Source organism: Streptomyces sp. NPDC047869 (assembly GCF_040704065.1).
In the GTDB taxonomy this organism is placed as follows: Bacteria; Actinomycetota; Actinomycetes; order Streptomycetales; family Streptomycetaceae; genus Streptomyces.
Map to the genome: position 1 here is coordinate 1 of NZ_JBEYRK010000013.1, position 23148 is coordinate 23148.

General features: G+C 74.7%; 24 protein-coding genes, 2 pseudogenes and 1 riboswitch. Of the genes and pseudogenes, 14 read left to right on the top strand and 12 right to left on the bottom strand.

All coding sequences use genetic code 11. The features are described 5' to 3' along the window. Nucleotides 1-213 (top strand): annotated as a pseudogene (locus AB0924_RS18375) (IS110 family transposase); the annotation flags it as partial. A gap of 211 nt (nucleotides 214-424) precedes the next feature. Here the strand turns inward: AB0924_RS18375 and AB0924_RS18380 are convergent. The 3 genes from AB0924_RS18380 to AB0924_RS18390 are packed head-to-tail and all read right to left on the bottom strand — an operon-like array spanning nucleotide 425 to nucleotide 4229. After that, the gene (locus AB0924_RS18380; RefSeq protein ID WP_366911927.1) at nucleotides 425-1423 is read right to left on the bottom strand and encodes a phytoene/squalene synthase family protein; all 999 of its coding nucleotides are present in this window, start codon (nucleotides 1421-1423) and stop codon (nucleotides 425-427) included. Further along, entirely contained in the window at nucleotides 1420-2961 is a 1542-nt protein-coding gene (locus AB0924_RS18385) for a phytoene desaturase (RefSeq protein WP_366911928.1), read from the bottom strand. The genes AB0924_RS18380 and AB0924_RS18385 overlap by 4 nt, the downstream gene beginning before the upstream one ends. Then, nucleotides 2958-4229 carry a polyprenyl synthetase family protein gene (locus AB0924_RS18390; protein ID WP_366911929.1) on the bottom strand — a complete coding sequence of 424 codons (1272 nt, stop codon included), beginning with the start codon at nucleotides 4227-4229 and terminating at the stop codon, nucleotides 2958-2960. Before AB0924_RS18390 ends, AB0924_RS18385 begins: the two co-directional genes overlap by 4 nt. A gap of 277 nt (nucleotides 4230-4506) precedes the next feature. On the opposite strand from AB0924_RS18390, the gene AB0924_RS18395 reads away from it, so the two are divergent. From AB0924_RS18395 to AB0924_RS18410, 4 genes are all read left to right on the top strand, one after another. Next, nucleotides 4507-5718 (top strand): lycopene cyclase family protein, encoded by a 1212-nt coding sequence (locus tag AB0924_RS18395; RefSeq protein WP_358930185.1) that lies wholly within the window; start codon nucleotides 4507-4509, stop codon nucleotides 5716-5718. Nucleotides 5719-5819: 101 nt separating this feature from the next. Continuing rightward, entirely contained in the window at nucleotides 5820-6554 is a 735-nt protein-coding gene (locus AB0924_RS18400; RefSeq protein ID WP_366911930.1) for a methyltransferase domain-containing protein, read from the top strand. Further along, nucleotides 6551-8131 carry an NAD(P)/FAD-dependent oxidoreductase gene (locus AB0924_RS18405; RefSeq protein ID WP_366911931.1) on the top strand — a complete coding sequence of 527 codons (1581 nt, stop codon included), beginning with the start codon at nucleotides 6551-6553 and terminating at the stop codon, nucleotides 8129-8131. The genes AB0924_RS18400 and AB0924_RS18405 overlap by 4 nt, the downstream gene beginning before the upstream one ends. A gap of 315 nt (nucleotides 8132-8446) precedes the next feature. After that, nucleotides 8447-8626 carry a DUF6480 family protein gene (locus AB0924_RS18410; RefSeq protein WP_366911932.1) on the top strand — a complete coding sequence of 60 codons (180 nt, stop codon included), beginning with the start codon at nucleotides 8447-8449 and terminating at the stop codon, nucleotides 8624-8626. Nucleotides 8627-8764: 138 nt separating this feature from the next. On the opposite strand, the gene AB0924_RS18415 is transcribed toward AB0924_RS18410, so the two are convergent. Beyond that, the gene (locus AB0924_RS18415; protein ID WP_358930177.1) at nucleotides 8765-9334 is read right to left on the bottom strand and encodes a DUF4383 domain-containing protein; all 570 of its coding nucleotides are present in this window, start codon (nucleotides 9332-9334) and stop codon (nucleotides 8765-8767) included. Nucleotides 9335-9580: 246 nt separating this feature from the next. On the opposite strand from AB0924_RS18415, the gene AB0924_RS18420 reads away from it, so the two are divergent. The 3 genes from AB0924_RS18420 (at nucleotide 9581) to AB0924_RS18430 (ending at nucleotide 11829) form a co-directional block, all read left to right on the top strand. Next, nucleotides 9581-10003, top strand: a complete 423-nt coding sequence (locus AB0924_RS18420; RefSeq protein ID WP_358930175.1) for an SsgA family sporulation/cell division regulator — start codon at nucleotides 9581-9583, stop codon at nucleotides 10001-10003. 44 nt (nucleotides 10004-10047) lie between these two features. Further along, complete coding sequence (locus AB0924_RS18425; RefSeq protein ID WP_366911933.1) at nucleotides 10048-10560, top strand: TspO/MBR family protein; 513 nt, start codon at nucleotides 10048-10050, stop codon at nucleotides 10558-10560. Nucleotides 10561-10638: 78 nt separating this feature from the next. Then, nucleotides 10639-11829: a spore photoproduct lyase family protein gene (locus AB0924_RS18430; RefSeq protein ID WP_366911934.1), complete on the top strand. Its 1191-nt coding sequence runs from the start codon at nucleotides 10639-10641 to the stop codon at nucleotides 11827-11829. A 106-nt stretch (nucleotides 11830-11935) separates the two neighbouring features. Here AB0924_RS18430 and AB0924_RS18435 read toward each other — a convergent pair whose 3' ends face one another. Then, nucleotides 11936-12700 carry a CbtA family protein gene (locus AB0924_RS18435; RefSeq protein WP_358930169.1) on the bottom strand — a complete coding sequence of 255 codons (765 nt, stop codon included), beginning with the start codon at nucleotides 12698-12700 and terminating at the stop codon, nucleotides 11936-11938. A 25-nt stretch (nucleotides 12701-12725) separates the two neighbouring features. Further along, nucleotides 12726-12947, bottom strand: a complete 222-nt coding sequence (locus tag AB0924_RS18440) for a CbtB-domain containing protein (RefSeq protein ID WP_366911935.1) — start codon at nucleotides 12945-12947, stop codon at nucleotides 12726-12728. Nucleotides 12948-12982: 35 nt separating this feature from the next. Continuing rightward, nucleotides 12983-13127, bottom strand: a riboswitch (cobalamin riboswitch). A gap of 105 nt (nucleotides 13128-13232) precedes the next feature. Here AB0924_RS18440 and AB0924_RS18445 point away from each other — a divergent pair. The 3 genes from AB0924_RS18445 to AB0924_RS18455 all read left to right on the top strand — a co-directional run bounded on the left by AB0924_RS18445 (nucleotide 13233) and on the right by AB0924_RS18455 (nucleotide 15599). Then, nucleotides 13233-13835, top strand: a complete 603-nt coding sequence (locus tag AB0924_RS18445) for a histidine phosphatase family protein (RefSeq protein ID WP_358930165.1) — start codon at nucleotides 13233-13235, stop codon at nucleotides 13833-13835. An 86-nt stretch (nucleotides 13836-13921) separates the two neighbouring features. Further along, nucleotides 13922-14281: a DUF779 domain-containing protein gene (locus AB0924_RS18450; RefSeq protein ID WP_366911936.1), complete on the top strand. Its 360-nt coding sequence runs from the start codon at nucleotides 13922-13924 to the stop codon at nucleotides 14279-14281. Between the two features lie 76 nt (nucleotides 14282-14357). After that, nucleotides 14358-15599 (top strand): phosphodiester glycosidase family protein, encoded by a 1242-nt coding sequence (locus AB0924_RS18455; protein WP_366911937.1) that lies wholly within the window; start codon nucleotides 14358-14360, stop codon nucleotides 15597-15599. Nucleotides 15600-15624: 25 nt separating this feature from the next. Here the strand turns inward: AB0924_RS18455 and AB0924_RS18460 are convergent, their stop codons facing one another. The 6 genes and pseudogenes from AB0924_RS18460 to AB0924_RS18485 form a co-directional block, all read right to left on the bottom strand. Further along, nucleotides 15625-15819, bottom strand: coding sequence for a hypothetical protein (locus AB0924_RS18460; RefSeq protein ID WP_199209621.1), 195 nt, complete (start codon nucleotides 15817-15819; stop codon nucleotides 15625-15627). A 103-nt stretch (nucleotides 15820-15922) separates the two neighbouring features. After that, nucleotides 15923-16078: pseudogene (locus AB0924_RS18465) on the bottom strand (hypothetical protein); the annotation flags it as partial. 42 nt (nucleotides 16079-16120) lie between these two features. Then, complete coding sequence (locus AB0924_RS18470; protein WP_366911938.1) at nucleotides 16121-17203, bottom strand: acyl-CoA dehydrogenase family protein; 1083 nt, start codon at nucleotides 17201-17203, stop codon at nucleotides 16121-16123. Further along, nucleotides 17200-18384 (bottom strand): acyl-CoA dehydrogenase family protein, encoded by a 1185-nt coding sequence (locus tag AB0924_RS18475; protein WP_358930158.1) that lies wholly within the window; start codon nucleotides 18382-18384, stop codon nucleotides 17200-17202. The genes AB0924_RS18470 and AB0924_RS18475 overlap by 4 nt, the downstream gene beginning before the upstream one ends. Continuing rightward, nucleotides 18381-19352, bottom strand: a complete 972-nt coding sequence (locus AB0924_RS18480; RefSeq protein ID WP_358930156.1) for an NADPH:quinone oxidoreductase family protein — start codon at nucleotides 19350-19352, stop codon at nucleotides 18381-18383. The genes AB0924_RS18475 and AB0924_RS18480 overlap by 4 nt, the downstream gene beginning before the upstream one ends. An 87-nt stretch (nucleotides 19353-19439) precedes the next feature. Beyond that, nucleotides 19440-20057, bottom strand: coding sequence for an XRE family transcriptional regulator (locus AB0924_RS18485; protein WP_358930154.1), 618 nt, complete (start codon nucleotides 20055-20057; stop codon nucleotides 19440-19442). A 77-nt stretch (nucleotides 20058-20134) separates the two neighbouring features. Here AB0924_RS18485 and AB0924_RS18490 point away from each other — a divergent pair, with 77 nt between their 5' ends. The 3 genes from AB0924_RS18490 to AB0924_RS18500 are packed head-to-tail and all read left to right on the top strand — an operon-like array spanning nucleotide 20135 to nucleotide 23120. Continuing rightward, nucleotides 20135-21082 carry an NAD(P)/FAD-dependent oxidoreductase gene (locus AB0924_RS18490; RefSeq protein WP_358930152.1) on the top strand — a complete coding sequence of 316 codons (948 nt, stop codon included), beginning with the start codon at nucleotides 20135-20137 and terminating at the stop codon, nucleotides 21080-21082. A gap of 29 nt (nucleotides 21083-21111) precedes the next feature. After that, nucleotides 21112-22650, top strand: coding sequence for an ATP-dependent DNA ligase (locus AB0924_RS18495; protein WP_366911939.1), 1539 nt, complete (start codon nucleotides 21112-21114; stop codon nucleotides 22648-22650). After that, the gene (locus tag AB0924_RS18500; protein WP_358930148.1) at nucleotides 22647-23120 is read left to right on the top strand and encodes an NUDIX domain-containing protein; all 474 of its coding nucleotides are present in this window, start codon (nucleotides 22647-22649) and stop codon (nucleotides 23118-23120) included. The genes AB0924_RS18495 and AB0924_RS18500 overlap by 4 nt, the downstream gene beginning before the upstream one ends. The last annotated feature ends 28 nt before the right edge of the window (nucleotides 23121-23148 follow it).

Consider the following 23148-nt stretch of genomic DNA (forward strand, 5'->3'; position numbering starts at 1 on the left):
AAAGCCCTCAAACGCGTCTTCTACCAGGCGTCGTTCTGCTCGATCCAGCGCGATCCCACCTCGCGTGCCTACTACGACCGGAAGAGGGCCGAAGGTAAACGCCACCACCAGGCCCTGATCGCCCTGGCCCGCCGCAAGGTCAACGTCCTCTACGCCATGCTCCGTGACCGCCAGCCCTTCCAGGCCCAGCCACCCCTGCGTCTCGTTGCTTGACAACAGCATTAGGCAGCCTCCTCGCAGGGTGCGGACGAATACAGGGCACGGGCGGAACCACAGTGGGCGGCCAGGCCGCCCACCGCCATCCGCGGCAGGCCATCAGCGGCGACCGGCGCCCGGCGCACACGCGGCACCACAGCGCGGCAGCCGCCCGCCACGCCACGCTGACGACGACGCGGACCGGTGCGACGCGACAGACGACCGTGCGTCATGCGGCCTCCTCGCAGGGCACGGACGGGTACGGGGCGCGGCCGGACCGGCGGCGGGCGGTCAGACGCGCCGCCGCCACCCGCAGCAGGCCGTCCGCGGCGACCAGGGCGCGGCGCCTGCGGGGAACCGCCGCGCGGCGGTTCAGCACCGCCCAGCCGTCGTCGGCGACGGCGTCCAGGATGCCGCCGTAGAGCACGAACGCCGTGCGGATGCAGGGCCGGGCGACGGGGTCGAGCATCGGTACGCCGGGCGCGGCGCGCCGGTAGGCGGCGCGGGTGAGGTCGGCGAAGGCGCGCAGGGCCGCGGTGACCCGGCGGTCGGCGCGGCCCTCGTCCCGGCAGCGGCGCAGCAGTTCACGGTCGACGCCGTGGGCGCCGAGGAGGTCCTGGGGGAGGTAGACGCGGCCGCGGTCGAGGTCCTCGCCGACGTCCCGCAGGAAGTTCGTGAGCTGGAAGGCGACGCCCAGTTCGGCCGCGTACGGGGCGGCCTCCTCGCGTGGCACGACGGTGCCGAGGACGGGCAGCATCTGCAGGCCGATCACCGCCGCCGAGCCGTGCATGTAGCCGCGCAGCGCCGCGTAGTCGGCGTACTCGGTGACCGTCAGGTCGCTGCGCATGGATGCCAGGAAGTCGGTGAAGTGGCTCCGGTCGATGGCGTAGCGGCCGCTGGTGTCGGCGAGGGCGGTGACCACCGGCTCGGCGCCCCGCCCGCCCGCCAGGCCCCGGGTCAGGTCCTCGCAGAGGCGGTCCAGGGCGGCGGCCCGCCGGGCCGCCTCGTCGCCGGTGGGGGCGCCGGGGCCGAGCGAGTCGACGATGTCGTCGGCCCAGCGGGCGAAGCCGTACAGGGCGTGCACGGCGGGACGCCGGTCGGGGGGCAGCAGGCGGGTGGCGAGGAAGTAGGTGCGGCCGTGCCGGGCGTTCAGGTCCCGGCAGTGGGTGTAGGCGGCGCGCAGGCCCGGGTCGGTGATGCGAGCGGCGTCCAGCTCGCGGGTGGTCATGGCCGTACTCCCTCGGCGGCCGGCCGGGCGGCCCGGCGGGAGGTGGTGCGCGGGCGGGTGCCGCCGGTGACGCGGGCCGCGGCCAGCTTGCCGGACAGCAGCACGGGCGGGACGCCCACGCCGGGGGTGGTGCCGCAGCCGGCGAGGACGGCGTTGGCGGTGCCGCGCACCAGGTTGCGCGGGCGGAAGGGGCCGGTCTGGGCGAAGGTGTGCGCGGCGGAGAACGGCGTGCCGGCGGCATGCCCCTGCGCGCTCCAGTCGGCGGGGGTCACCAGGCACTCCTCCTCGATGGCGGACGCGATGCCCGTGAGGCCGCGGCGGTCGAGTTCGCGCAGCAGGCCGTCGCGGTAGCGCGCGCCGAGCCCGGACCAGTCGGCGCCGTCCGGCCCGATGTCGGTGTTGGGGCACGGGGCGAGGACGTAGTGCAGATGGCGGCCCGGCGGGGCCAGGCCGGGGTCGGTCGCGGTGGGCCGGGTGATCAGCAGGGAGGGGTCGCTCATCAGCTCGCCGGTGTGCGTGAGTTCACGGAAGGTGCGCCGCCATGCCTGGCCGAAGGACAGGGTGTGGTGGGCCAGTTCGGGCCAGGTGCGGTCGCAGCCGGCGTGCAGGATCACCGCCGACGGGGCGTGCCTGAGCCGTACGGGGCGGCGCGGGGAGCGGCCCAGCAGACGGTAGGTCACCGGCAGGTCGGGGGTGAGGACTACGGCGTCGCACGGGATGCGCTGGTCGTCGGTCACCACGGCGGTGACGCGCTCACCGGAGCGTTCCAGGCGGGTCACCCGCTGCCCGTAGTGGAACCGCGCCCCGGCCTCGGCCACCGCGTCGGCCATGGCTTGGGGCAGGGCGTGCATGCCGCCGCGCGGGAAGTACACCCCGGCGACGGTGTCCATGTAGGCGATCACCGCGTAGGCGGCCATCGCCCGCTCGGGCGGGACACCGGCGTACAGGGCCTGGAAGGAGAAGACGCGGCGCAGCCTCTCGTCGCGCACATGACGGGCGACCTGCGCCTCCCAGCGGCCGAAGCCGCCGAGCGCGGCGAGCCGGACCAGGTCGGGGGTGAGCAGGTGCAGCGGTGAGTCGAAGTCGGCGTCGAGGAAGCGGCCCCGCTCGGCCTGGTAGAGCTGCCCCAGCCAGTGGCGCAGCCGGTGGTAGCCCGCCGCTTCGGCGCCGCCGGCGAACCGCTCGACCTCCGCCTCCATCGCCTCGGCGTCGGTGTGCACGTCGAGGGTGCTGCCGTCGGCGAAGCGCGCCCGGTAGGCCGGGTGGAGCTCGATCAGTTCGACGCGGTCGCGCAGTGAGGTGCCGACCGCGGCGAACGCCTCGTCGGCGATCTCCGGCATGGTGAGCACGGTGGGTCCGGTGTCGATCAGATAGCCGCCGAGCTCCATGCGGCCGGCGCGCCCGCCGGGCTGGTGATCGCGTTCGACGACGGTGACGCGGCGGCCGGCGCCGAGCAGGTGCAGGGCGGCGGACAGGCCGGCCAGTCCGGCGCCGACCACGACCACGTGGTCGGTGGGTCCCGTGATGGTCCGGGTCACCGGCCCGCCTCCGTTCCGGCGGCGGCCAGGGCGGCGGCGCGCGGAGCCGCGGCCGGCTCGGGCACCTGGCCGGCCGTACCGGTGATCTCCGCCAGCAGGCCCCGCAATCGGGCGGCCCCGCCTGGTTCGAGGGAGGCTTCGCCGAGGTGGCGCAGGCCGCGCCGGACGAGCCGGGCGATCCGCGCCTCGACGTGGTCGCGGGCTCCGGTGGCGACGAGGACCTCGCGTACTTGGGCCAGTTCGCCCTCGGTGAGGTCGGCGCGGCCCATCGCGTGCTCGAGCACGCCGAGCGCGTGCTGGTCGCCGGCGGCGCCGGCCGTGGCCCGGGCCACGGCCAGCGGATAGGTCTGGGTGCCCTCGCGCACGTCGCCCCCGGACGGTTTGCCGGTGACCCGGGAGTCGGCGAAGAGGTCGTCGAGGTCGTCCCGCAACTGGAAGGCGAGGCCCGCGCAGCGTCCCGCGCGGCGCAGGGTCCTGGTGGTGAGGTCGTCGGCTCCGGCGAGTACCGCGCCCAGTTGCAGGGGCCGTTCCACGGTGTACAGAGCGCTCTTGAGGCACGCGGCCCGGATCGACCGGGCCGGGGTGCCGGAGGACACGGCCTGGCCGCGCACGTCGAGGTACTGGCCCGCCACCATCTCCGTGCGCAGCACCCGCCACACCTCGTGCAGCCGGTGCGCGGTGTCGCGCGGCAGCCCGGGGTCCAGCAGCAGTCCGGACAGGGCGTCGTCCGCCCAGGCCAGGGCGAGGTCACCGGCGAGCACGGCGGTGGACGCGCCGAGCCGCTGGGCGGCGGGGCCCGCCGTGGCACCGGCGTACTGCGCGGCCACATCCGCGTGCAGCGCCGGCGCGCCGCGGCGGGTGGGCGCCTGGTCCATCAGGTCGTCGTGGACCAGGGCGCAGGTCTGGAGCAGTTCCAGCGCCGCCGCCGTCCGCAGTGCCACGCGCACCTGGGCCGGGTCCCCGCCGCCGCAGGCGCGCAGCGACCACCACAGGAGCCGGGGGCGGATACGGCGGCCGCCGCGCCGGGTGAAGCGGGCGGTCCGCTCGGCGACGTCCCTCGCGAACACCGGGTCGAGCCCGTGGCAGCCCGCGAGACGGTCGGCGAGCAGTCCGCGCAGTTCCCGGCCGACCGCGCCCGGCACGTCCTCGTCGACGGCTCGGGCGCAACCGGGGGCGGCCGGCTCCCCGGTGTCATGAGGGCCGGCCACGGCGGGCGGCCTGCGCGGCGGGTCTGCCGTGAGACGGCCGGGCGCCTGGGTGGAACGCATCGCGGATCCTCTCGCCGGTCGGTGAGCCGGACCACCTGTCGGTGAGCCGGCCAAGTCGCGCTGTCGTTGTGCCGCACCGGTCGCGCCCGGTGCCGGCACCGTCGCGACCGGTGCGTCGTCGTGACACATTCCGCGCGGGTGGCCCCGCCGGATGCGCCATTCGGTGGACATGCCGGCGCCCTGGGCACCCACCCGCACGACACGCTCCCGGCTGCATCCGCCGGGGCCGGTGCGCGGGAAGACTGGCCGGATCCGCCGGTCCGCAGAGGGAGCCGCCGTGGAGGGAGCCGCCGTGCAGGTGGAGTCGGACGTCGCCGTCGTGGGCGCCGGGGCCGCCGGGCTGTCGCTGGCGCTGCGGCTGGCCCGCCCGCCCGCGGACGGACGCCGGGTGACGGCGGTGCTGCTGGCGGCACCGCCGGGACCGTTCCGCGCGGCACGGCGCACCTGGTGCTTCTGGGAGGCGGGCGTGGGGCCGTACGACGACGCGCTGACGGCCTCCTGGCGGCGGCTGCGGGTGCGTTCCGGCGACGGACGGACGGTGGACGCGGCCATCGAGCCGCTGCGCTACAAGATGCTGCGCTCCGACGCGCTGGAGGACCTGGCCGGTCAAGTGCTCGCGCAGAGCCCGTGGGTGACGACCGTGGAGGCCGTCGCCGAGCGGGTCGAGTCCGCGCCCGGTGGCGCGGTGGTGCACGCCCGCCGGGCCGACGGCGCCCCGGTTACGGTGCGCGCCCGCTGGGTGTTCGACTCACGGCCGCCCGCACGGCTGCCACCGGCCCGCACGACGCTGCTGCAGCACTTCCGCGGCTGGTTCGTGCGCACCCGCCGCCCGGTGTTCGATCCCGGTGTCGTGGAGCTGATGGACTTCCGCACGCCGCAGCCCGCGCACGGCCTGTCCTTCGGGTACGTGCTGCCTACCGGGCCCCGGGAGGCGCTGGTGGAGTACACCGAGTTCTCCCGCAGCCCGCTCGGCCGGGACGCGTACGACCGCGCGCTGCGGCACTACGTCACCGGTGTCCTGGGCGCGGGCGACCACGAGGTGCTGGACTGCGAACAGGGGGTGATCCCGATGACGGACGCGGACTTCCCCCGGCGGACCGCCGCGTCCGTGTTCCGCATCGGGGCCGCGGCCGGGGCCACCCGTCCCGCGACCGGCTACACCTTCAGCGCCGTGCAGCGCCAGACCGGCGCGGTGGCCGCCGCCCTGCACGCCGGGCGCCGTCCCGTCCCGCCGCGCGCCCACTCGGCCCGCTCCCGGCTCATGGACGCGGTGCTGCTGCACGCCCTCGACCACGGCCGGGTGGACGGTCCGGCCTTCTTCACCCGCCTGTTCACCCACGTGCCCGCGCCCCGCCTGCTGCGTTTCCTGGACGGGCGCACCGGACTCGCGGAGGACCTGTCCATCGGGCTGCACGTGCCCGTACCCGCGATGCTCGGCTCGGCCCTCGCCCTGCCGTTCGTCCCGCGCCGGAGCACTGCGGCCACCTGACCCCTCGTCACCGCCTCATCCGCGGCCCCCTCGACCGAACGAGCCCGCACCCGCCCTCGTACCCGACGACCCCGGACCCGACGACCTCTCAGGGAGATGGCATGCCCCTGCTGCGCGACGCCGATCTGGCGACCGCGTTCGACCACGCCGCCCGGAGCTACGACACGCTCGTGGCGGCGAATCCCGGTTACCACGCCCACCTGCGCCGCTCCGCCCGGCGCCTCGGCCTTCCCGGCGGCGTTCCCGGCCCGAGAGTCCTGGACCTCGGCTGCGGCACCGGCGCCTCGACCGCGGCCCTGGCCGCCGCACTGCCCGGCGCGGACATCACCGCCGTCGACGCGTCGGCCGGGATGCTGCGGCAGGCGGCCCGGCGCCCCTGGCCGAGGCCGGTGCGCTTCGTGCAGGCGCCGGTGGAGCGGTTGGCGGCGGCCGGGGTGCGCGGCCCGTTCGACGCGGTCTTCGCCGCGTACCTGCTGCGCAACACCGCCGACCCGGACGCGGTGCTCGCCCACGCGTACCGGCTGCTGGCGCCGGGCGGTCGGCTGGCGGTGCACGAGTACGCGCTGAGCGGGCGGGCGGCGCACCGCGCGGTGTGGAACGCGGTGTGCGGCGGGGTCGTCCTGCCGGTCGCCACGCTGCTCGGCGACGGCCCGCTCTACCGGCATCTGTGGCGCAGTGTCGTCTCCTTCGACACCGCAGGGCAGCTCGCGCGGCGGGTGGAGCGAGCGGGGTTCGAACGGGTGCGGGTACTGCCGCTGCCGGGCTGGCAGACCGGCATCACCCACACCGTCGTCGCGCGCCGCCCGTTCGACGGCGGCGGGGAGGCGGGTCGATGACCGGGCCGCGCCGCCCCGCCGTGTCCGGCGTCCGCACCCCCCGCCCCGGCCGGGACCGGCTGGCCCGGCTGCTGCCCGCACCGCCCGGCGCCAGTCGTGCCGGGGAGACCACCGCGCCGCGGGTGGCGGTCGTGGGCGGCGGCATCGCCGGGCTGACGGCGGCCATCGCGCTGGCCGAGCGCGGGGTGCGGGTCACCGTGTACGAGCGCGACGCGCAGCTCGGCGGCCGGCTGGCGGGATGGTCCACGCGGCTGGCCGACGGTACGACGGTGACGATGAGCCGGGGCTTCCACGCGTTCTTCCGGCAGTACTACAACCTGCGCGCGCTGCTGCGCCGGACCGATCCGGCCCTGACCCGCCTGACCGGTCTGCCCGACTACCCGCTGCGGCACGGCGGCGGCCGGCAGGACAGCTTCCGGCACGTGCCGCGCACCCCGCCGCTGAGCGCGCTCGGCTTCGTGGCGCTGAGCGAGTCGTTCTCGGTGCGCGACCTGGCCCGGATGCGCCCGCGCGCGGCCCTGCCGCTGCTCGACGTGCGGGTGCCCGAGGTGTACGAACGGCTCGACCACGTCAGCGCCTACGACTTCCTGGACGACATCCGGTTCCCGCCGGCGGCGCGGCACCTGGCGTTCGAGGTGTTCTCCCGCAGCTTCTTCGCCGATCCCCGGAAGCTGTCGGCGGCGGAGATGGCGCTGATGTTCCACATCTACTTCCTCGGCTCGGCCGAGGGCCTGCTGTTCGACGTGCCCCGGGAACCGTTCCCGCAGGCGTTGTGGGACCCGATCGCCGCGCGTCTGGAGCGGCTTCGCGCGCGGGTGCGTACGAGCACCGCGGTGGAGGGCGTCTCCGTCCTGCCGTCGGGCGGCTTCGCCGTGACCGCCGCGGGCGGCGAGGAGCCGTACGACGCCGTGGTGCTCGCCCTGGATCCGGCGGGCCTGCGCTCCCTGGTGGGCCGCTGCGACGGTCTCGGGGACGCCGGGTGGCGCGAGCGCGTGGCGCGGCTGCGCACCGCCCCGCCCTTCCTGGTGTCCCGGCTGTGGCTGGACCGGCCCGTGCGCGCGGACCGGCCCGGCTTCCTCGGCACCAGCGGCTTCGGGGCCCTGGACAACGTCAGTGTGCTCAGCGGCTGGGAGGGCGAGGCGGCCCGGTGGGCGGCCCGCACCGGCGGCTCGGTCGTCGAACTGCACGCCTACGCCGTGCCCGAGGACGCCGGCCGGGAGACCACGGAGAAGGAGTTGCTCGGCGAACTGCACCGTCTCTACCCGGAGACGGCCCGGGCCCGGGTGGTGGACGCACGTCACGAGTGGCGGGCCGACTGCCCCCTGTTCCCGGTGGGCGGCCACGCGGACCGGCCCACGGTCACCACGCCGACGCCGGGGCTGGTCGTCGCGGGCGACACGGTCCGCACCGGTCTGCCGGTGGCCCTGATGGAACGGGCCGCCACCAGCGGCTTCCTCGCCGCCAACACGCTGCTGCGGCGCTGGGGCCTGCGCGGGCACGCGCTGTGGACCGTGCCCGGACAGGGCCGGCTCGCCGCCCTGCGCTGGGCGGCGGCCCGGGCGGGGGGCGGCGGGTGAGAGGAAGGGGGGCTGCGTAGGGGCCGAGGCCCGGACGGCGCTACCGCGGCGTGCTCCCGCGTAGGCCCGAACCGATCTCCCCGGTTGCTCCGGCGACGAGTACGCGTGAACCGGCCAGTTCCATGTCCATGTCGTGCCTCTGAAGATCGAACGCGGTCGTGCGCCGGGCACCGCGCCGTGCGTCCCGGTGGGGCGCGCCCGCCGCATCCGGTGGTCCGGCCGGCTCGGAAGAGTTCGAGGGGAGCCGGTTCGCCGAGGTGCGCCGCACGGCCCCGGCGCGTGGCTCCCACCGCCCGAACCCTGGAGGTGGAGACGATGACCGATCCCCTGCGCCCTCCCGGAGAGACTCCGCCCGTCGAGGGATCGACGGCGGAAGCGCATCCCGAGCGGCCGGACGGCGGCATCTGGGAGCATCCCAGTGTCTGGATGGCCCTGATCGTGATCGGCTGCCTGCTGGTCGCCGCGTTCTTCGTGGTGCGGATGATCGAGCTGTGAGCCGTCGGGGCAGGGCTCCCGTCGTGCGGGGCGGCACCGCGAGTGGCGGTGCCGCCCTTGTCGTGCCGGGAAAGTGTCGAGCCGGGCGTCTGTCGTGCCGGCCTGTCGTGCCGTACGTCGTCGTGCCGGGACGCGGGTTCAGCCGTGCGGCCGGGTGGCCGGGAACCGGGACGAGGCGTCCGGTGCCGGGGCCAGGACGGCGCGGGCACGCTCCCGGCGCCGGGCGGCCAGGGACTCCCTCGCCGCCTCCCTCGGGTGGCGTCGGCGCCAGTACGGGTTGTCGTGCGGCAGGCCGCCCGTGACCCGGCCGTACATCCCGAAGGTGAGGATGAGCAGGCCCATGACGAAGGTGAAGATGACGTTCGTCATGCCGAAGTCGAGGATGTTGGCGCTCCGGTCGAGGACGAAGATGTGGACGAATCCGCTGACGAGGAACAGCGTCCCCACGGCCATGTTGAGCGTGGAGGCGAAGTTCCCGCCGACCACGGCGCCGCCGATCAGCAGCAGCCCGAAGAGCACCGAGATCAGGCTCAGCACTCCGTTCGTAGACATACCGGCGATACGGGTGCCGTCCGTGCCGAAGGGGCTGAGTTCGTCGGCGAAGCCGAGACAGCCGAACAGCAGCAGGACACCGCCGCAGAGTCCGGCGCCGTACCGGTAGACCGTCGCCAGCCCGTGGTCCACCGGCCATTCGTCGCGAAGCCTCATGACACATCCTTTCCGATGCGTGCCAGGCCCCCCAGGGGTGGAGCGGGCCGGACCGCCCTCCCACCCACGTCGCTGACTCTTCCGGCGGCGCGTGCGAAACGGTTGCACCCCGGCGGGGACGGAATCCCCGTGCCCCCCGCGATTCCCGCAGACCGCCCGCATCCACCCCCGGCCCCCGCCCGGAAGTGTGGAGTGCGGGGCTTCGCACAGGGCAGAGCCCACGAACCACCTCATCCGGGAGGTGTCATGCACTCCGCCAAGCGTCTCCACACCGACCTGGACATCCACCTGGTCCTCAGCGAAGCGGAAGCCCTCCGGCTCGAGGTCCGCTTCAGCTATGACCCGGCCGATCCGCTTGCCGTACGCATGGACTTCCGCGAGGGCCCCGAGAACGCCGCGCCCTGGCTGTTCTCACGCGATCTGCTCGACGCCGGCCTGCGCGTTCCGTCCGGCGAGGGCTCCGTGCGCGTCTGGCCGCCCTGCCGCTGCCACGGGTCCACCACCCTGCGGATCGTGCTGCGCGGCGCGGGCGGGGCCGCCGTGCTGTACGTACCGGCGGACCCGTTCGAGGGCTGGCTGGCCGAGACGTTCGAGGCGGTGCCCGCGGGCACCGAGAGCTCCCGCCTGCGGTGGGACGACATTTTGGCGGAGCTGCTGCGCGGCGACTGACCCCGACCGGTGACATCGGGCGCGGCCCGGGAAGACGTGAGGACATGAGGGTGATCAGCGAACGCGGAGGCACCCGGCGGCCCGGGCCCGGTCCCTGGCAGCGGTACGGCGCGGCCACGGCGGCGGTGGCCGTCACCGCCGCCGTGGGCGCCGCGGCGACCGGTCCGGACAGCACCTGGTACGCCTCGCTGCGCCGGCCGTCCTGGCAGCCTCCGCCGTGGGCGTTCGGCCTGGTGTGGACCCCGCTGTACGCGTCGATCGCCTGCGCGGCGGGCCACGCCCTCGGGCGCGCCCCGGACCGGCGCCGGCGGGCAGGGATCGTTCGCGACCTGGGGGCGAACCTGGCGCTGAACGCGGCATGGAGCCGGCTGTTCTTCGCCCACCGCGCCCCGAAGGCGGCGCTCGCCGGCGATGTGCTGCTGAACATCGGCAACGCCCAGCTCATCCGGCAGATCGCCCGCACCGACCGGGCCGCGGCCGGAGCCCTGCTGCCCTACGCCGCCTGGTGCGCCTTCGCGGCGGCCCTGAACGCCTCCATCGTCCGGCTCAACCGCTGACGGCCTCCGCACCGGCGTGTCACGCCTGCGTACAGTGGGCCGTATGCGACGTCAGTCAAGAAACCCGGCGAACCACACATGAGGGACTTCTCCGCCGCGCTGGACGACGGCGCGCTGTTCGGGCTCGACGCCCTGCCCGGCGTCGCGTCCTCCGGGGACGAGCCGGGACGGATGCCGGCCACCGGCCCGCTCTTCCGTGACTCCGACGCCGCCCGGCGGCTGCTTCCCGTGCGGACGATCTACGCCGAGCCCGCCGCCGCTGCCTCGCCCCGCGGCCGCCAGATCCTCGCCCGCCACCCTGCCGCGCGTGTCGTCGAGGTGGACTCCCATTGGCGCGTTCCCGAGCTGCACGGCGACGAGGGGAACGTCGGGCGCTGGGTGCGGGTGAAGGGCGAGACGCTGGTGCTGGGCGAACGCAAGACGCTCACCACGCGGCCCAACGGCCGCTCCGCCGACTGGATCGCCCCCGGCCCGTCCAACGGCTGTGCGATGGCCTGCGTGTACTGCTACGTGCCGCGCCGCAAGGGATACGCCAACCCCGTCACCGTCTTCACCAACATCGAGCGGATCATCGGCCACCTGGGCCGCCACATCGCGCGGCACGGGCCCAAGCGGGAACCCAACCAGTGCGACGAACAGGCCTGGGTCTACGACATCGGCGAGAACGGCGACTGCTCGGTGGACGCGCTGATCTGCGACAACACCGCCGATCTCGTGCACGCCTTCCGGCAGTGGCCCACCGCCAAGGCGTCCTTCGCCACCAAGTTCGTGAACCCGGATCTGCTGGCACTCGATCCGCGGGGCCGCACCCGCGTCCGGTTCTCGGTCATGCCGGGCGAGGACTCCCGGCTGCTGGACATCCGGACGTCACCGGTGGCCGAGCGCGTCGCCGCCGCGGCCGACTTCCTTGACGCGGGGTACGAGGTGCACTTCAACCTCTCCCCCGTGGTGCTGCGCCCCGGGTGGCAGGAGGCCTGGGCCGAACTGCTCCGGCGGCTCGACGACGTGCTCCCGGACCGGGTCAAGCGGCAGGCGGCCGCCGAGGTGATCATGCTGACCCACAACCGGGAACTGCACGAGGTCAACCTCGGCTGGCATCCGCGCGCCGAGGACGTGCTCTGGCAGCCCGGCATCCAGCAGGGCAAACGCTCCGAGAACGGGGCGCTGAACGTGCGCTACGACCACCTGGTCAAAGCGAGGGCCCTGGACGACCTGCGCCGGCTCGTCGCGGCGCACGCTCCCTGGCTGCGCATCCGGTACGCCTTCTGAACCCGGCCCCGCGGACCGCCTCCGACGTCGGCCGGGGATCCGCCGACGACGTGTGAGGCACCGGCCCGCGAGCGGACCGGTGCCTCACGCCGGGGCGCGGGGTGCCTCAGTGGTGCGCGGCCGGAGCGCGCGGACCGGCGTCCTGCCGCTCACCGGCCGTGCGCTCGGCGGTGAGCACACGTTCCGCGAGGACGCCGAAGACCAGCCCGAACGCGGTCCACAGGGTCGCCTGGACGGCCAGTGCCGCCAGGCGGAACTGCCACAGCAGGCTCGGGGAGAAGTCCTTGGGGACCTCGTCGACGGCCGGCAGGAACGCGTAGGCGAGCCCGGCGGCCAGCAGGAAGAACGCGCCCGCGGCCACCGTCGCGTTCCAGTTGCCCAGGCGGGGGGCGAGCCGCTTGCCGAGGATCACCGTGGCGACCGCCAGCAGCACGCTCAGGACCATCATCAGGAAGTACAGCGTCGTGCGCTTGCCGATCGTGTCGGGGTCGCCGACGGACGGCGGGTTGGCCGGGTACTTCAGGAACGGCACGACGTAGACGGCGACGAGGCCGGCGGCCGCCAGGAGCAGCGCGCTCGCGCGCGGCCCGAAGCGGCCGATGCGGCCCAGCGCGAAGCAGTAGGCGAGGGCGGCGATGCCGCCGAACGCGATGCCGTAGAGGAGGACGCCGGTGGACAGGCCGGCGGTCGACTGCATCGTGCGGGAGACCGCCTCCACGCCGTGTTCGTGGGAGTGCGCCTCTTCGTAGGCGATGGCCGAGTCGACACGCGGCTCACCGAGGAAGTAGGCGACGACGAGGGCGAGCAGGCCCGCGGCGAGTCCCGCGAGCATGCCACGCACCAACAGGTTCCGGACAGTTGCCGAGTTCATGAGCTCGTGCGCTTCCTCGCCCCGGTCAGTGGCAGGGGAAGCCGAGCAGATGCCGGGCGTCGTGCACCCACTCGTGCACGTTCTCGCCGGACATCACGGAGGTCGCGCCCTGTTCGGCGCCGACGAAGTACAGCAGGACCAGCATCAGGACGCCGAAGAAGACCGCCCAGGGGGCGATGGCGCCGATCGGCAGCTTGGCGGGGATGACGGTGGGGTTGGTGCTGGGCTGAACGGCGGACTGCGCCATGGCAGGACCTCCTGGGGAACTCGCGTCCCTGCTCGGTGGTGCACGGGACGACGGGCGGGTCTGACTTGCCCGGCCCGCACCAGGAGTGGTGTGAACGGGGCTTACAGTGGCGCGACCGTGCCGGATTCCCACCGGCTTCCGCATTCCGTCGTCGATATCGCCGAGAAGGTACCGCGAAGCGCCGGTGCGGCCAAGGGCGCACGGGTGCGGAGCGGTGCGCCCCGCGGCCGCCGTACGCTGTGAAATCCCTGTGCCGAAAGGGTTGTTGACCATGCAGGCGACCTCATGACGAGCCGAGTGATGTTGATCTCACCGGCGATGAACCCGGCCCTGCGGCAGGCCCGCTTCGACGACGGGTGCTCACTCGACGCGGCGGGCGCCGCGCGCGCCCGGTCGGCCGCGGACGGACTGCGGCCGGCCGCCGAGGCCCTCGTCTCCCCCACGGCCCGCTGCCGGGAGACGGCGGCCGCGCTGGGTCTCGACGCACGTGCCGAACCCGCCCTGGCCGGCCTCGACATGGGCCGCTGGCGGGGGCGGACACTCGAGGAGGTCGGCGCCGCGGAACCGGAGGCGCTGGCCCGGTGGCTGGCCGACCCGGCGGCGAGCCCGCACGGCGGCGAGTCGGTGCGCCTGCTGTGCGCCCGGGTCGGGGGCTGGCTGGAGGAGGCCGCCCGGTCCGCCGGCCGCACGGTGGCGGTGGTCGAGCCGGAGGTCGTGCGCGCCGTGACCGTGCGGGTGCTCGGCGCTCCGGAGGCCGCCTTCTGGCGGATCGACGTACCGCCCCTGACCGCTGCCGGGTTCACCGGCCGGGCCGGGCGCTGGAACCTCACGCCGGCCACCGTCCTGGGCGGGACGAGCGGCAAACCGGAGGGCGTCCCCGACCGCTGAGGAACGCCACCGCCCCCTGGACGCCGTGGCGGCCGGCCGTGAGACTGGGCCGGGTCCGACGCCCCCGGCTCTCCAGGACGGTGACCATGCAAGAGGAACTGCCCCGCGTCGAACTCACCCCACAGGCCGCGGAGTTGGTACGCCGGCTGCGGGCGGAGCACGGACCGCTGATGTTCCATCAGTCCGGCGGCTGCTGCGACGGCAGCGCGCCCATGTGCTACCCGGACGGCGAGTTCCGCACCGGCGGTTCGGACGTGATGCTGGCCGAGCTGGCGGTGGACGGCGTCGAGGAGCCCGTGACCTTCTGGATGTCGCGGAGCCAGTACGAGGCCTGGAGCCACACCCGGCTGATCGTGGACGTCGTACCCGGACGAGGGAGCGGTTTCTCGCTGGAGGCACCCGAGGGGGTGCGTTTTCTCACCCGTTCTCGCGTAGTCGACGCCTAGCCGCCCCGCACGTCACCGTCGTCTGGTGCACTTCCCCTGAGCACTGACGGCAGTTGACGAGGCATCAGGGGGCGCGATGAATCGGGACGGGCGGACGGCGGCGGGCAGATCGGTTCTCACGGTTCTCACGGCGTTCGGCGTACTGGCCGGCGCTGCCCTGGCCGGGGCGGCGCCGGCCGGTGCCGTGCCGGCCGGCGGACCCGGCAGGCGGATCGCTCCCGGGGTGACGTACCGGGAGTTCGACATCACGGCGGCGGCCGGACGGACCCACGCCCATCTGCTCACCGTCGACCTGGCCAATCCACACGTCCGGACGGACCTGCTGCATCCCGGGGCGGTGGCGGCCCGGGCGACCGTGTCCCGGCTGGCCGACACGGCCGGCGCGGTCGCGGGTGTCAACGGCGACTTCTTCGACATCACCGAGACCCAGCACCCGGGCGTCGAGGCGACCGGTGCGACCGTGGGCCCGGCGGTCGCGGGCGGTCAGGCGCTCAAGGCGGCGGTGCCCAAGGGCCAGCGGTTCGGGCCGGCGCTGCCGCCCGGGACCACCACGCGGGAGGTGCTGGGCGTGGGCACCGACCGGCGGGCGCGGATGGACCGCCTCTCCCTCACCGGCTCCGTGACCACACCGCGGGGGAAGCTCCCGCTGGGCGGCCTCAACCAGTACGCGCTGCCGCAGAACTCCGTGGGCGCCTTCACCTCCCGGTGGGGCGGCGCCTCCCGGGTGCGCGCCATCTGCGGCACGGACACCGACCGGGCGGCGGGCTGCGGGACGGACACCTACGAGGTGAAGGTGCGCCACGGCCGGGTGGTCGGCGCCGCCGGCACCCCGGGCGGCGGTCCGATCCCCTCGGGCACCACCGTCCTGGTGGGCCGCGAACAGGGGGCGCGGGAGCTGCGCGAGCTGGCCCCGGGCGACGCGGTGACCGTCACCCACGGCCTGGTGGCGGCCACCGCCAAGGTCCCCTACGCGTTCGCGGTCGGCGGCTACCCGGTGCTCCGCCACGGCACGCCGCTGTCCGGACTCGACGACACCGCCTCCGCCGTACGCACCGTCGCGGGTCTCAAGGGCGGCGGCCGTCAGCTGCTGCTGCTCGCGCTGGACGGCGCCGACGACTCCCGCAGCGGCCTGACGATCGCCGAGGAGGCGGCCACCATGCGCGGCCTGGGCGCCTCCGACGCGTTCAACCTCGACGGCGGCGGGTCGAGCGAGATGGTCACCCGCGACGCGGGCGCGAGCGGGGTGACGGTCCGCAACCACCCGAGCGGCGGCGCCGAACGCCCGGTGCCCAACGGCATCGGGGTCTTCTCCGGCTGACCCACGGCTCACGGCCGCGGGCTGGTCACGGCCGCAGGCTGCTCACCAGGTCGGCCGTCGCGGTGAGCCCGCTGTGGATGGTGGGCGCCATGCTGGTGCTGGCCAGGTAGAACCCGAGCAGCATGCAGACCAGGGCGTGCGACATCTTCAGCGCGCCGTTGCGGATGAACACCACCGCCAGGATCAGGAGCAGCAGCACCACAGAGATGGAAATGGCCATCGTCAACCTCCTCCGCCACGCCCCCTTGAACGGCGTTCGGCCGTAAGTGTGGCGTAGCGGAGGGTTTGTCCGGGTGGCTGACGTGTCCTCCGATCGTGTGATGTCAGGCGGACGGGTGTGCGTCGAGGAATGTCCCCAGGCCGGTGAGGTCGTCGGTGTCGAGGTGGTCGACGCCGGCCGCGGGGAGTTCCTCCCACAGGGCGTCACGGGCCGGCCCCGCCGTGTCCGGGGTGGCCCAGAACCGGACAGCGCGCGCACGAAGAAGCCCGCCCCGGGTGGGGCGGGCTTCACAGGCCGTGTGTCAGGGCGCCTGAAGGTCGACCAGTGCGGCCAGCGCCTCCCGGTGGGCGCCCGCGGTGCCGTAGGCGATCGAGTCGGCCTTGGCCCGCTTGAGGTGCAGGTGCGCGGGGTGTTCCCAGGTCATTCCGATGCCGCCGTGCAGTTGCACCGCCTCCTCGGTGGCGCGCACGGCGACCGGGCCGGCGTAGGCCTGCGCGACGGCCACCGTGACGTCGGTGTCCGCGCCGGTCGCGAGGGCGTCGGCGGCTGCGCGGGCGGCGGCCCGCAGGCTGACGACCTCCAGCCAGAGCTGGGCGAGCCGGTGCTTGAGCGCCTGGAAACCGCCGACCGGCCGGTTGAACTGCTTGCGTTCCTTCAGGTACCGCACGGTCTCGGTCAGCGCCCAGTCGGCCACGCCCAGTTGTTCGGAGGCGAGCAGTCCGGCGCCGGCCCGAAGGGCCCGCCGTACGGCCGGTTCCGCGTCGCCGACGCGGCGGCCGGGCGCTCCGTCGAGCGTGACGGTGGCGACCGGGCGGGTCAGGTCGAGGGAGACCTGCGGGGTGACGGCCGCCGCCTCGGCGGGCACGGCGTACAGCCCGCCGTCGTCGGCCGGGACGAGCAGGACGTCGGCCGCGGCGGCGTCCGCCACGCCGGTCAGCTCACCGTGCAGCGAGCCGTTCTCCAGCCGTGCGGTGCGATGACCGGCGCCCGGGGCCGTGTGCAGTCCCACGGCGAGGACGCCGATGGCCCGGCCGGACGCCAGACGGCCCAGCAACTCCTCGTCACCGCAGGCCAGCAGGGCCTCGGTGGCGACGACCGCGCTGCTGAGGTAGGGCACGGCGGCGACGGCACGCCCCAGCTCCTCCAGGACGACGGCGGCCTCGCGGTGGGTGGCGCCCTGGCCGCCCAGCGCCTCGGGCACCAGCAGTCCGGCCAGGCCCATGCCGTCGGCGAGGGACTTCCACAGCGCGAGGTCGTGCGGGGCGCCGGACTCGGTGCGGGCGATCACGCCGGCCGCGTCGCAGTGGTCCGTGAGCAGATCGCGGACTGCGGCGCGCAGCGCCTCTTCCTCCTCGGAGTAGAGGAGATCCGGCTGGGTGGTCATCGGGCCAGGTCCTTCCAGGCGACGTCCTTGTCGGTGCGCGGCTCGGCCGGCAGGCCCAGGACGCGCTCGGCGACGATGTTCAGCAGGACCTCGCTGGTCCCGCCCTCGATGCTGTTGCCCTTCGAGCGCAGGTAGCGGTATCCGGCGTCGCGGCCGGTGAAGTCCACCAGTTCGGGGCGGCGCATGGTCCAGTCGTCGTACAACAGCCCTTCCTCGCCGCGGAGTTCGACCTCCAGGCCGCTGATCTCCTGGTTGAGGCGCGCGAAGGCGAGCTTCATGCCGGCGCCCTCGGGCCCCGGCTGCCCGGCGACGAGCTGCTGGCGCAGGCGTTCGCCGGTGAGCCGGGCGACCTCGGCCTCGACCCAGAGCTTCAGCAGCCGCTGGTGCAGGTCGTGGGTGCGCAGTTCCGGGCGCTCGCGCCAGGTCTTCGACACCGGGCCGATCATGCCGCCCTCGCGGGGCAGCCGCATGCCGCCGATGGCGACGCGCTCGTTGTTCAGCGTGGTCTGCGCGACCCGCCAGCCGTCGCCGACCTCACCGAGGCGCCGGCTGTCGGGGATGCGGACGTCCGTCAGGAAGACCTCGTTGAACTCGGCCTCGCCGGTGATCTGGCGCAGCGGCCGCACCTCGACGCCCGGATCGGTCATGTCGCAGAGGAAGTAGGTGATGCCCCGGTGCTTGGGCAGGTCCGGGTCGGTGCGGGCGATGAGGATGGCCCAGCGGGCGAGGTGGGCGCTGGACGTCCACACCTTCTGCCCGTTGACCACCCAGTCTCCCCCGTCCTCGCGTACGGCCCGGGTGCCGAGCGCGGCCAGGTCGGAGCCGGCGCCCGGCTCGCTGAAGAGCTGGCACCAGACCTCCTCCCCGGTCCACAGGGGCCGCAGGAAGCGCCGCTTCTGCTCCTCCGTGCCGTACTTGAGGATGGTCGGCGCGGCCATGCCGAGGCCGATGCCGATGCGCCGGGGGTCGTTGTCCGGGGCGCCGGCGGCCTCGAGTTCGGCGTCCACGACGGCCTGCAGGGAGCGCGGGGCGTCCAGTCCGCCGAGGCCCTCCGGGAAGTGCACCCAGGCCAGGCCCGCGTCGAACCGGGCCCGCAGGAACTCCAGGCGGCCGGTCCCGGCCGGCGGGTGGGCGGCCAGCAACTCCTGCGTACGGCGGCGCAGTTCCGCTGCGTCGGTCATGCGGCGGCTCCCTTGTCCAGGACCACGGCCACCCGGCCGGTGGTCACCCCGTCGGCGACCCGCTGCACGGCGTCGGCGGCACCGTCCAGCGGCACCCGCTCGCTCACCAGCGGCCTGATCTGGCCGCGCGCGGCCAGTTCGGTGAGCTGCTCGTGGCAGTGCAGGACCAGTTCGGGGTTCTTGGTGTTGTACAGGCCCCAGTGCAGGCCGAGGATGGCGTAGTTCTTCACCAGGGCGTGGTTGAGGGCGGGGCTCGGGATGGTGCCGCTGGCGAAGCCGACGACCACGATCCGTCCCTCGAAGGCGACGAGCTTGGCGGACTGGGCGTAGGCCGAGCCGCCGACGGGGTCGTAGATCACGTCGGCGCCCCGGCCGCCGGTGGCCTCCTTCACGGCCGCGACGACGTCCTCGGCGCGCCGGTCGACGACCACGTCACAGCCCAGTTCCCGGGCGACGGCGGCCTTCTCCGCGCCGCCGACCACACCGATCACGGTGGCCCCGGCGGCCTTGCCGAGCTGGACGGCGGCGCTGCCGACCCCACCGGCGGCGGCGTGCACCAGCAGGGTCTCCCCCGCCTCCAGGCGGGCCCGGCGGTGCAGCCCGAACCAGCCGGTCTGGTAGCCGATGTGCAGCGCGGCGGCCTCGGCGTCGTCCAGGGAACCGGGCGCGGGCAGCAGCGCCCGGGCGTCGGCGACGGCGTACTCGGCGAGGCCGCCGTACGGCAGCGCGGGGTTGGCGATCACCCGGCGGCCGTCCTCGGTCTCGGCGCAGATCTCCACGCCGGGTGTGAACGGCAGCGGGGGCCGCACCTGGTACTGGCCCCGGCAGAGCAGGGCGTCCGGGAAGTTGATGTTGGCGGCACGCACGCGCAGCAGCACCTGGCCGTCACCGGGCGTGGGCCGCTCCACCTCCGCCAGGCGCATCACCTCGCGCGGCTCGCCGTTCTCGTGCACTTGCCATGCCTGCATGCGGGGCCTCCACGGGACTGCTTCGTCTGACCGGGTTCCGACGGCATACTAAGCGGTCGCTTGCCGATCAGGGAACAGTGGACCGCGTCACTTGCGCGTCGGCCGTGCCCGTACGTGCATTCGCTCTCCCTGGGGCCCGAACAGGCTGAGGAACTCCACCGGCCCCTCCCCCGTCGACCCGAACCAGTGCGGCACCCGGGTGTCGAACTCCGCCGCCTCGCCCGCCGAGAGCACCACGTCGTGCTCGCCGAGCACGAGCCGCAGCCGCCCGGAGAGCACGTACAGCCACTCGTAGCCCTCGTGGGTGCGCTGGTCGGGCTCCTGGCTGCGCTGCGGTTCGAGGATCTTGAAGGCCTGCAGCCCGCCGGGCTGGCGGGTCAGCGGCCAGAAGACCCGGCCGCCCCGCTCGACGGGCTTGGCCCGCACCACCGGGTCGCCGACCGGCGGGGCGCCGACCAGTTCGTCCAGCGCCACTTGGTGGGCCCGCGCGATGGGCAGCAGCAGCTCCAGGCTGGGCCGGCGCAGGCCGGACTCCAGCCGGGACAGCGTGCTGACGGAGATGCCGGTGGCCTCGGACAGCGCCGCCAGCGTCACCTCCCGCTCCTTGCGGATCCGCCGCAGCCTGGGCCCGACACCCGCCAGAACGCCGTCGGTGCCCTCGGCACCCCGGCCGCTCTCGGGGCTCCCGGTTCGTTCGCCGCTCATTCCCTCATTGCAGATTCGGCAAAGAAGTTTGTCAACCCGGCAGTCTCCGCGCGACCGTCGGCGGCGGAGGTGGTCACATGACCGAGAGCTACGAAGTCGTCGTGGTCGGCGGCGGCGCGGCCGGACTGTCCGCTGCGCTGGTGCTGGGCCGGGCCAGGCGGCGCACGCTGGTCGTCGACGCGGGCGAGCCGCGCAACGCGCCGTCCGCGCACATGCAGGGCTATCTGTCCCGGGACGGGATGTCCCCCGCGGAGTTCCTGGCGACCGGACGCGAGGAGATCGCCCGGTACGGCGTGGAGCTGGTCCGGGACCGGGTGGTGGACGCGACGCGGGACGGTGACTTCACCGTGACGCTCGCGGGCGGCGGCAGCGTCCGGGCCCGGCACCTGGTCGTCGCGACCGGGCTCCAGGACGAGCTCCCGCCGGTCCCGGGCCTCGCCGAACGGTTCGGCCGGGACGTCGTCCACTGCCCGTACTGCCACGGCTGGGAGGTCCGCGACCTGGCGACCGGCGTGCTCGCGAGCAGTCCGCTGAGCGTGCACCAGGCGCTGATGGTCACCCAGTGGTCCAAGGACGTGCGGCTCTTCCTGCACCAGGTGCGGGAGGCGGAGCTGACGGACGTCGACCGGCGCAGGCTGGCCACCGCCGGGGTCGAGGTCGTCCCCGGCGAGGTGGCCGAGGTGCTGGTGGAGGGGGACCGGCTCACCGGCGTCCGGCTCACCGGGGACGGCCCTTCCGGGGAAGGCACGGTCCACGCGCGCGAGGTGCTCTACGTCGCCCCGCGCGCCGTCCCGCGGGGCGAGCTGTTCGTGCGGCTGGGCGCCGAGCTGCAGGAGACGCCGTTCGGCAGCTACCCGGTGATCGACGAGCGGGGCCTGACGAGCGTGCCCGGGCTGTGGGCTGCGGGCAACGCGAGCGGCTTCGCCGAGCAGGTGGTGAACGCGGCGAGCCGCGGCTACCGGGCCGGGGCGGCGATCAACGGGGAACTGCTCTTCGCCGACCTCGACGCGGCCGCAGAGGTGTAGACCCCGCCCTCGCGGTGCACCATGACTGCATGCTGCTGACCCGGCTGGCCGAGGTGTCCGGGGAGGTCGCCGCGACGGCGGCCAGATCCCGCAAGACCGCCCTGCTCGCGGAGCTGTTCCGGGAGGCGGAGCCGGACGACGTGCCGATCGTCATCCCCTACCTGGCCGGACGGCTCCCCCAGGGCCGGCTCGGAGTCGGCTGGAAGGTGCTGAGCCGTCCGGTCCCGCCGGCCGGCGCACCCGCCCTCACGGTGCGGGAGGTCGACGCCCGGCTCAGCGAGCTGGGCGAGGTGTCCGGGCCCGGGTCCCAGGCGGAACGGGTCCGGCTCGTCGGCGAGCTGATGGGCGCGGCCACCGAGGACGAACAGCGCTTCCTGCGCGGTCTGCTCACCGGCGAGGTCCGGCAGGGCGCCCTGGACGCGGTGGCGGTGGAGGGGCTCGCCCGGGCGACCGGCGCCGACCCGGCGGACGTCCGACGGGCGGTGATGCTCGCCGGATCGCTGCAGACGGTGGCGCAGGCACTGCTGGCCGCGGGGCCCGGGGCGCTGGAGCGGTTCCGGCTGACCGTCGGCCGTCCGGTCCATCCGATGCTCGCGCACAGCGCCTCCTCGGTCGCCGAGGCGGTGGAGAAGCTGGGTTCGTGCGCGGTGGAGGAGAAACTGGACGGCATCCGCGTCCAGGTCCACCGGGACGGCGGCACGGTCCGGATCCACACCCGCACGCTGGACGACATCACCGGCCGGCTGCCCGAGGTGACCGCCGCCGCGCTCGCTCTCGCGGGCGAGAGGTTCATCCTGGACGGCGAGGTGATCTCCTTCGACGCGGACGGCCGGCCCCGCTCCTTCCAGGAGACGGCCGGCCGGGTCGGCTCCCGGACGGACGTGGCGCGGGCGGCCGGCGAGGTCCCGGTCTCCCCCGTGTTCTTCGACGCCCTGTCGGTCGACGGCCGCGACCTGCTGGACCTGCCGTTCGCCGAGCGGCACGCCGAGCTGGCCCGGCTGGTGCCCGAGCCCATGCGGGTACGCCGGACGGTGGTGTCCGGGCCGGAGGAGACCGACGCGGCGGAACGGTTCCTCGCCGACACGCTCGCCCGCGGCCACGAGGGCGTCGTGGTCAAAGCGCTGGACGCCGCGTACAGCGCGGGCCGGCGCGGTGCCTCCTGGCTGAAGGTCAAGCCGGTGCACACCCTCGACCTGGTGGTGCTGGCCGCCGAGTGGGGACACGGCCGCCGCACCGGCAAGCTCTCCAACCTCCACCTCGGCGCCCGGACGCCGGACGGCGGCTTCGCGATGCTCGGCAAGACGTTCAAGGGCATGACGGACGCGATGCTCGCCTGGCAGACGGAGCGACTGCGGGAACTGGCCGTCGAGGACGGCGGCTGGGGGGTCAGGGTGCGCCCCGAACTCGTCGTGGAGATCGCCTACGACGGCCTGCAGCGCTCCTCCCGCTACCCGGCCGGCGTCACCCTGCGCTTCGCCCGCGTGATCCGCTACCGCGAGGACAAGCGGCCCGAGGAGGCCGACACCGTCGAGGCCCTGCTGGCGGCCCACCCGGAGGTCAGGCCGTGACGGCCGGGGCGACGCGGCGCAGCGCGGGCCTGCTGCTGTTCCGGCGCGCCGACGACGGACTCCAGGTACTGCTCGGCCACATGGGCGGGCCGTTCTTCGCGAAGAAGGACGCCGGCGCGTGGACCGTGGTCAAGGGCGAGTACGACGCCGGCGAGCCCGCCTGGGAGGCGGCCCGGCGGGAGTTCCGGGAGGAGCTGGGGCTGGCACCGCCCGAGGGCGAGGGCGTGCCGCTGGGCGAGGTCGTGCAGCGGGGCGGCAAGGTCGTCACGGCGTGGGCGGTGGAGGCGGACCTGGACCCGGAGACCGTCGAGCCGGGCACCTTCGCCATGGAGTGGCCGCCGAGGTCCGGCCGCACCCGGGAGTTCCCGGAGCTGGACCGGGTCGCGTGGTTCGGTCTGGACCGGGCACGCGAGGTGATCATCTCGGCGCAGACGGCGTTTCTCGACCGGCTGGCGGAGCACTCGGTCTGAACAGCGGCGTACGCGTTGCGACGGGCGG

What these genes read in the sequence shown, in the direction of transcription:
- AB0924_RS18380 (WP_366911927.1), bottom strand. Translation starts at nt 1,423, where the DNA reads ATGACCACCCGCGAGCTGGACGCCGCTCGCATCACCGACCCGGGCCTG.
- AB0924_RS18410 (WP_366911932.1), top strand. Translation starts at nt 8,447, where the DNA reads ATGACCGATCCCCTGCGCCCTCCCGGAGAGACTCCGCCCGTCGAGGGA.
- AB0924_RS18480 (WP_358930156.1), bottom strand. Translation starts at nt 19,352, where the DNA reads ATGCAGGCATGGCAAGTGCACGAGAACGGCGAGCCGCGCGAGGTGATG.
- AB0924_RS18400 (WP_366911930.1), top strand. Translation starts at nt 5,820, where the DNA reads ATGCCCCTGCTGCGCGACGCCGATCTGGCGACCGCGTTCGACCACGCC.
- AB0924_RS18415 (WP_358930177.1), bottom strand. Translation starts at nt 9,334, where the DNA reads ATGAGGCTTCGCGACGAATGGCCGGTGGACCACGGGCTGGCGACGGTC.
- AB0924_RS18475 (WP_358930158.1), bottom strand. Translation starts at nt 18,384, where the DNA reads ATGACCGACGCAGCGGAACTGCGCCGCCGTACGCAGGAGTTGCTGGCC.
- AB0924_RS18440 (WP_366911935.1), bottom strand. Translation starts at nt 12,947, where the DNA reads ATGGCGCAGTCCGCCGTTCAGCCCAGCACCAACCCCACCGTCATCCCC.
- AB0924_RS18450 (WP_366911936.1), top strand. Translation starts at nt 13,922, where the DNA reads ATGCAAGAGGAACTGCCCCGCGTCGAACTCACCCCACAGGCCGCGGAG.
- AB0924_RS18405 (WP_366911931.1), top strand. Translation starts at nt 6,551, where the DNA reads ATGACCGGGCCGCGCCGCCCCGCCGTGTCCGGCGTCCGCACCCCCCGC.
- AB0924_RS18420 (WP_358930175.1), top strand. Translation starts at nt 9,581, where the DNA reads ATGCACTCCGCCAAGCGTCTCCACACCGACCTGGACATCCACCTGGTC.
- AB0924_RS18425 (WP_366911933.1), top strand. Translation starts at nt 10,048, where the DNA reads ATGAGGGTGATCAGCGAACGCGGAGGCACCCGGCGGCCCGGGCCCGGT.
- AB0924_RS18390 (WP_366911929.1), bottom strand. Translation starts at nt 4,229, where the DNA reads ATGCGTTCCACCCAGGCGCCCGGCCGTCTCACGGCAGACCCGCCGCGC.
- AB0924_RS18490 (WP_358930152.1), top strand. Translation starts at nt 20,135, where the DNA reads ATGACCGAGAGCTACGAAGTCGTCGTGGTCGGCGGCGGCGCGGCCGGA.
- AB0924_RS18470 (WP_366911938.1), bottom strand. Translation starts at nt 17,203, where the DNA reads ATGACCACCCAGCCGGATCTCCTCTACTCCGAGGAGGAAGAGGCGCTG.
- AB0924_RS18455 (WP_366911937.1), top strand. Translation starts at nt 14,358, where the DNA reads ATGAATCGGGACGGGCGGACGGCGGCGGGCAGATCGGTTCTCACGGTT.
- AB0924_RS18485 (WP_358930154.1), bottom strand. Translation starts at nt 20,057, where the DNA reads ATGAGCGGCGAACGAACCGGGAGCCCCGAGAGCGGCCGGGGTGCCGAG.
- AB0924_RS18460 (WP_199209621.1), bottom strand. Translation starts at nt 15,819, where the DNA reads ATGGCCATTTCCATCTCTGTGGTGCTGCTGCTCCTGATCCTGGCGGTG.
- AB0924_RS18435 (WP_358930169.1), bottom strand. Translation starts at nt 12,700, where the DNA reads ATGAACTCGGCAACTGTCCGGAACCTGTTGGTGCGTGGCATGCTCGCG.
- AB0924_RS18430 (WP_366911934.1), top strand. Translation starts at nt 10,639, where the DNA reads ATGAGGGACTTCTCCGCCGCGCTGGACGACGGCGCGCTGTTCGGGCTC.
- AB0924_RS18495 (WP_366911939.1), top strand. Translation starts at nt 21,112, where the DNA reads ATGCTGCTGACCCGGCTGGCCGAGGTGTCCGGGGAGGTCGCCGCGACG.
- AB0924_RS18445 (WP_358930165.1), top strand. Translation starts at nt 13,233, where the DNA reads ATGACGAGCCGAGTGATGTTGATCTCACCGGCGATGAACCCGGCCCTG.